At 69.6% G+C, this 6,330-nt stretch carries 7 protein-coding genes; 5 read left to right on the forward strand and 2 right to left on the reverse strand.

Annotated elements, in window-relative coordinates; translation table 11 throughout:
- From G6035_RS13295 to G6035_RS13310, 4 genes are all read left to right on the forward strand, one after another.
- Nucleotides 1-957, forward strand: coding sequence for a uroporphyrinogen-III synthase (locus G6035_RS13295; RefSeq protein WP_371131009.1), 957 nt, complete (start codon nt 1-3; stop codon nt 955-957).
- The gene (gene hemB, locus G6035_RS13300; RefSeq protein WP_176617577.1) at nt 954-1,934 is read left to right on the forward strand and encodes a porphobilinogen synthase; all 981 of its coding nucleotides are present in this window, start codon (nt 954-956) and stop codon (nt 1,932-1,934) included. Before G6035_RS13295 ends, hemB begins: the two co-directional genes overlap by 4 nt.
- Nucleotides 1,935-1,963: 29 nt before the next feature.
- Nucleotides 1,964-3,271, forward strand: coding sequence for a glutamate-1-semialdehyde 2,1-aminomutase (gene hemL / locus G6035_RS13305; protein WP_176617578.1), 1,308 nt, complete (start codon nt 1,964-1,966; stop codon nt 3,269-3,271).
- Nucleotides 3,272-3,421: 150 nt separating this feature from the next.
- Entirely contained in the window at nt 3,422-4,579 is a 1,158-nt protein-coding gene (locus G6035_RS13310; RefSeq protein ID WP_256127972.1) for a glycoside hydrolase family 3 N-terminal domain-containing protein, read from the forward strand.
- Nucleotides 4,580-4,634: 55 nt separating this feature from the next.
- On the opposite strand, the gene G6035_RS13315 is transcribed toward G6035_RS13310, so the two are convergent.
- Nucleotides 4,635-5,477, reverse strand: coding sequence for a class I SAM-dependent methyltransferase (locus tag G6035_RS13315; protein WP_218063198.1), 843 nt, complete (start codon nt 5,475-5,477; stop codon nt 4,635-4,637).
- 134 nt (nt 5,478-5,611) lie between these two features.
- A complete protein-coding gene (locus G6035_RS20180) occupies nt 5,612-6,100 on the reverse strand; it encodes a DM13 domain-containing protein (protein ID WP_371131010.1) in 489 nt (162 codons plus the stop codon).
- Here G6035_RS20180 and G6035_RS19775 point away from each other — a divergent pair.
- Nucleotides 6,090-6,330 (forward strand): hypothetical protein (locus G6035_RS19775; RefSeq protein WP_218063199.1); only part of this gene is annotated, 241 nt, incomplete at its 3' end. The two genes, G6035_RS20180 and G6035_RS19775, sit on opposite strands and share 11 nt — an antisense overlap.

The following is a 6,330-nucleotide window of genomic DNA, read 5'->3' on the forward strand; positions in this document are numbered from 1 at the left end:
GTGCACCAGGACCGGACGGGGGACGGGGCCGGCATGTTCCCGGCGGCTCTGGCAGGCCTGCGCGTTGCCGTGACCCGCAGCGCCGACCGCGCCGGGGCGCTGGCCGATGCGTTGGCGGCCGCCGGTGCGGAACCGGTTTTGGTCCCCGTCATTGATTTTGAGATGGCCGACCCCGGCCTCCTGGGCGCGGCCCTCCGCTGCCTCGCCGCGGGGGAGTACGGCTGGCTGGCCATCAGCTCCATCACCACGGTGCGGGCGCTCAAGCAGTGGTGCGAATCCGCGGGGACAACCCTGGCCGGACTCATTCCGGCCGGGACGCGCGTCGCCACGATCGGCCCCACCTCGGTGGCCGTCCTGGCGGCCGAGGGCATCACGGCGGACCTGGCACCCGTTGACGTGCAGTCCGCCGCGGGGCTTGTCGCGTTGTGGCCCGCCACCACGGCGGACGACGGCGCGAAGGCGCGCGTGCTGCTGCCCCAGTCGAACCTGGCGGAGCCGACCCTGGCCGACGGCCTGGCCGCCAAGGGCTGGCAGGCGGAGGCGGTCACGGCCTACCGGACGGTCGACTATCCGGCCGCGCCGGAGCTGCGGCTGACCGCGACGCTGGAACACAGTTCCCCCGATTTGGACAATCCCGGCCGGCCGGGGCCACGGGCCGGCCACGGCGGCTACCCGCTGCTCACCCCGGCCCAGGCGGCGGGGGAGGTGCGCGCAGGGGCGCTCAACGCCGTCGTCCTGGCCTCGGGCAGCGCAGCCCGCAGGGTGGCACACACCATGGGACCGCTGCCGCAGCGGTGCCTGGTCATCGCCATCGGCCAGCCCACCCGGGCGGAGGCTGAGCGGCTCGGCCTGCGCGTCGCCGCCACGGCCGCGCGCCCAACCCCCGACGGGATCGTGGCCGCCCTGGCCGCAGCCGCGGAATCATCCAACCCCAGCAACACAGGAGAGACCAAGTGAGCTTCCCCCACCACCGCCCCCGCCGGCTCCGCACCACCACGGCCATGCGCCGGCTGGTCGCCGAGCGCCGGCTGGCGCCGGCCGAGCTGATCCTGCCGGCCTTCATCCGCGAGGACCTCAGCGAACCCGCACCCATCACCTCGATGCCCGGCGTGGTGCAGCACACCACCGAATCGCTCGTGGCCGCCGCCCGCGAGGCCGTGGAGCTGGGGCTCGGCGGCATCATGCTGTTCGGCATCCCCGCCGTCCGCGACGCCGCCGGCACGGCCTCCCTGGACCCCCACGGCGTGCTGAACAAGGCCATCACGGACGTCCGCGCCGCCGTGGGCGACGACCTGGTGGTCATGAGCGACCTCTGCCTGGACGAATTCACCGACCACGGCCACTGCGGCGTGCTGGACGCCCACGGCGTGGTGGACAACGACGCCACGCTGGCCATCTACGCGCAGATGGCCGTGGCGCAGGCCAAGGCCGGCGCACACGTGGTGGCGCCGTCGGGCATGATGGACGGCCAGGTGGGTGTCATCCGGGAGGCCCTCGACGCCGCCGGCTTCACCGACGTTGCGGTCCTCGCCTACGCCGCGAAGTACGCCTCCGCCTTCTACGGCCCCTTCCGCGAGGCCGTTGACTCGCAGCTCGAAGGCGACCGCCACACCTACCAAATGGACGCCGGCAACCGCCGCGAAGCCCTGCACGAGGTGGAGCTGGACCTGGCCGAAGGCGCCGACATCGTCATGGTGAAGCCGGCCATGAGCTACCTGGACATCCTGGCCGATGTGGCCGAAATGAGCCCCGTGCCCGTGGCCGCATACCAAATCTCCGGCGAATACGCGATGATTGAGGCCGCCGCGGCGAACGGGTGGATCAACCGCCGCGCCGCCATTGAGGAGTCGGTGCTCAGCATCAAGCGGGCCGGGGCCACCATGATCCTGACCTACTGGGCGGCTGAGCTGGCCGGCTGGCTCCGCAGCAACTGACCCCTCCCTCCCCAAGCAAGGACCTACCGATGACCAGTTCACAGGAACTCTTCGACCGCGCCAAGACCCTCATGCCGGGCGGGGTGAACTCGCCCGTGCGCGCGTTCGGCTCCGTGGGCGGCACGCCGCGCTTCATGGTCAACGCCCAGGGCGCCTACCTGACCGACGCCGACGGCCGCGACTACGTGGACCTGGTCTGCTCCTGGGGCCCGGCACTGCTGGGCCACTCTCACCCGGCCGTGCTTGCCGCCGTGCACGCCGCCGTCGACCACGGCCTCAGCTTTGGCGCCTCCACCCCGGCCGAAAGCGAACTGGCCGCCCTGGTGCAGGGACGCGTGTCCGGCGTCGAACGCCTGCGCATGGTCTCCACCGGCACCGAGGCGACCATGACCGCCGTGCGCCTGGCCCGCGGCTTCACGGGCCGGGAGCTCATCATCAAGTTCGCCGGCTGCTACCACGGCCACCTGGACTCGCTGCTGGCCGCCGCCGGCTCCGGCCTGGCCACCCTGGCCTTGCCCGGCTCCGCGGGGGTCACGGCCGCCACGGCCGCCGAAACCCTGGTGCTGCCCTACAACGACCTGGCTGCCGTCGAGGCCGCCTTTGCCGCGCACGGGGACCGGATCGCCGCCGTCATCACCGAGGCCGCGCCGGCCAACATGGGCGTCGTGACCCCGGGCGAGGGCTTCAACGCCGGGCTGTCCCGCATCACCGCCGAACACGGCGCGCTGCTGGTCCTGGACGAGGTCCTGACCGGCTTCCGCGTTGGCGCGGCCGGCTACTGGGGCCTAACCGGCTCCGCGGAAGGCTGGACGCCGGACCTGTTCACCTTTGGCAAGGTCATTGGCGGCGGGCTGCCGACGGCGGCGCTCGGGGGCCGCGCGGAGGTCATGGACTACCTGGCCCCCCTCGGGCCCGTGTACCAGGCCGGGACATTGTCCGGGAACCCGGTGGCCATGGCCGCCGGCGTGGCCACGCTGGGCGCCGCGACGGCCGAGGTGTACGCCACGGTGGATGCCCGCTCGCTGGAACTGTCCGCCGCCGTCTCCACCGCACTGTCCGCCGAGGGCGTTGACCACTCCGTCCAGCGCGCCGGCAGCCTGTTCTCCCTGGCCTTCGGCACCTCCGCCCACGGCGTGCACAACTACGACGACGCACAGGGCCAGGAGGTGTTCCGGTACGCCCCGTTCTTCCACTCCATGCTGGAATCCGGCGTGTACCTGCCGCCGAGCGTGTTCGAGGCCTGGTTCCTTTCCGCGGCGCACGACGACGCGGCCATGAACCGCATCTTCGAGGCCCTCCCGGCCGCGGCGAAGGCGGCAGCTTCCGCGACGCCCTGACCCGCCCTGTCTGTGTTGCAGATAATGGACCAAAATCCGCCAAAAGCGGCTGAATCGGTCCAGTATCTGCAACATGGAACTTAGGGGAGGGGCACGGTGGCGGAGTAGAATTTGCGGCTATAGATTCCTTCCAGCCAAGCCGCGTGGGCCATGCGCAAGCACCTGAATATCCGCCGTTCCAAGTCCGTTGCCATGCTCGCGGCGATCCTGGCGGCGGCAACCCTGATGGGGGCCGCCCCGGCCACCGTGGAGCCCTCATCGCTGGGGTGGACCACGCCGGCACAGCACCTGGCCCACATGACGCTGCAGCAGCGGGTGGGGCAGCTGTTCATGGTGGCGGCCGCCGCCACGGGGGCCGGCCAGGCCACAATGAACGTCCTGCACTGGGACCATGTGGGCAACGTCTACCTGTCCGGGCGCAGCTACGCCGGGATCAGTGCAACGGCAGCCGTGGTGCGGCAAATGACCAGCACCGTATCCGCCGCCACCACTGACAACGAGTACCTGTCGGTGGGGACGGACCAGGAGGGCGGCTATGTCCAGGTGCTCAACGGCCCCGGGTTTTCGGTGATCCCCACGGCCCTGGCCCAGGGCGGGCTGTCCGCCGCCACCCTGGCGGCGGACGCCAAAAACTGGGGAAACCAGCTGCGCTGGGCCGGCGTGAAGGTGGGCCTGGCCCCCGTCCTCGACACTGTCACGCAGGCCTTTGCCCCGTATAACGCCCCGATAGGCTACTACGAACGCGAGTACGGCTACACGCCGCAGACCGTTTCGGCCAAGGGCAATGCGTTCCTGGCGGGAATCAAGGCCGGCTACGTCATGCCTACGGTCAAGCACTTCCCCGGGCTGGGCCGGGTCACCGGCAACACAGACGTTACGGCCAACGTCCACGACACCCAGACCACCATCAACGACCCCAACCTGCTCCCGTTCCAGACCGCCATCAACAACGGCGCCAGATGGGTCATGGTCTCCAGCGCCTACTACGACCTGATTGATTCCCGCCCCGGCAAGATCGCACCGTTCTCCACCGTCGTCATGGGCACCATGCTGCGGCAAAATGCACGGTTCACCGGCATCATCCTCTCCGACGACCTGTGCAGCGCCGCGCAGCTGTCGCCCTGGAGCTGGGCGGTGCGGGCCGAGAACTTCGTCAACGCCGGCGGCACGATGGTCCTGTGCGCCAACCCCAACGCCGTCCCCTACATGTATGCCGGCGTCCTGAAGCTGGCCCAGGAGCGTCCGGACTTCCTGGCCAAGGTCAACGCCGCGGTGCTCACCATCCTCACGGTCAAGCACGGACAATGACCGCCCGGCCGCCAAAAAACTGGTGGAGTGCGTGCCGGCCCTGGTTCCGCCTGGTTTATTCGGCGGCCACGTTGCTCCGAATGGGCAGCCGCTCGCTGATGGCTGCAACGGTGGTGTAGTCGATGGTGAGATTGCCGCCTGCGGCGTCGATGGCGGCACCCATGCTGTTGACGAGCGCCTTCCGTTTGTCCTTCGGGAGGCGGTTGATGCCGCCCGAGGTGGCCGCCTGCCCAAGCCACTCGTCGCGGGTGGCGGTCGCCTGCCACTTGAAGGAGAGCCGCTCGGGCGCGCCGAATGCCCCAGTGGTGCGAAGGCCCGCCGCGGCAGCGTCGATGATTGCCCCATACGGGTCGGCCCCGGCCAAAGCGGCCCAGGGATTGAACGGCAACCCGGTGTGGAGAGCGTCGAAAGCCGTCGCGAACCCCGTGGCGAGTTCTGCAGGCGGGCGTCCAGCGTTCCAGAAGAGCGCCAGGACGCCCCCTGGCCGGAGGAGGCAAGCGGCCTTTGCGGCGCCCGCGGTGGGGTCGACCCAATGCCAGGCCTGTCCGGCGGCTATGGCGTCGAACGTCCGTCCGGCGGCCGGCCAGTCTTCGAATCTGGCGATCTCTACGTTAAATCCCTTGGCCCGTGCAAGCCTGGCCATCTGCGGGTCGGGGTCGATCCCGAGCACGGCGAGTCCGCGGTCGCGGAAGGGCTCTGCGGAGATTCCGGTCCCGATCCCCACGTCGAGGATCGTGTGCCCCCGGATCCGTTCGACGACGGCGTCAACGAGTGCTGCCGGGTACCGTGGGCGGGCGTGGTCATAGCTGGCGGCATCCGTGCCAAACGACTCTGCGAGTTCGCGGTGCCGATGCGCAGCGTCTCCGGTGGGCATGATCGGTGGGGCTGGAGGGACCATGCGGCCATTCTAAACAGGCATGCGCCCATTGGGGACAGGACGGCGGCAAGACGCACACTCCCCTCGGATGGCTTTAGCGGTGTCGCCGCACGCTTCCCCGCCCCGAAACGCAGGTGCGATTCGCGGTCCTGCCCTTAGCGCAGATTTGCCGTGCCGAAGGCCTCGCGCGACTTACTGCTGAAGATGGTGACGCTGCGGATCTGGGGCCACACGGGGATCAAATAGCTCAAGTCATAGCTCTGTGTTCCCGTAATGTCCTTCAGTGCCACCACCTGGAACGTGTTCGGGTCCTCCACGACATTGTCCCCGGCCGCGTTGCGTGTCATGGCTCCCGGGTTGAAGTCAATGTACAGGTCCTGCCCGGGACCCGTGGAAAAGTCCGACAACGTCAGGACCAGGCTGCCCGGCTTTTCAGTGATCCGCACCTGCCCTCTCGTCGGGGCCCCTTGCGGGACGAACGTGCCCGAAAGCGTCCATGACGTTGTATGCGTCGCTGTCGGCCCGGAGCCGGCAGCCGTGGGTGTGGGCCTGGGCGGGGTCGGTGCCACGGTGGCGCATCCTGTCGCGGCTGAAACGACAATGACCCCCACGGCAAGCAGGCGCGCAAATCCCATGATCCCCATTTCCAGTGCTTTTACGATTCCCCGCTACTACGTGGTTCCATTGCATACTAGCCCGCCGGGAACCCTGGCAGGCCATCTATTGACGGCCGTCCTGGCCCAAGCCCCATTGCCCGATCAGGACCTGGGGGGGGAGTTGGCCCTCGAAGCGAAATCCGTGTCGCCGCATTCCTGGAAGCCGCGCGCCCACGGCAGGGCCGGCGCGGCAGTGAAAAAACTTTCCGGGCCGGCTG

The organism is Arthrobacter sp. SDTb3-6, assembly GCF_013376095.1.
Taxonomy (GTDB): domain Bacteria; phylum Actinomycetota; class Actinomycetes; order Actinomycetales; family Micrococcaceae; genus Specibacter.

Excerpts from the sequence above, each read along its gene's own strand:
- hemL (WP_176617578.1), top strand. The coding sequence starts at position 1,964 with ATGACCAGTTCACAGGAACTCTTCGACCGCGCCAAGACCCTCATGCCG.
- G6035_RS20180 (WP_371131010.1), bottom strand. The coding sequence starts at position 6,100 with ATGGGGATCATGGGATTTGCGCGCCTGCTTGCCGTGGGGGTCATTGTC.
- G6035_RS13315 (WP_218063198.1), bottom strand. The coding sequence starts at position 5,477 with ATGGTCCCTCCAGCCCCACCGATCATGCCCACCGGAGACGCTGCGCAT.
- G6035_RS13310 (WP_256127972.1), top strand. The coding sequence starts at position 3,422 with ATGCGCAAGCACCTGAATATCCGCCGTTCCAAGTCCGTTGCCATGCTC.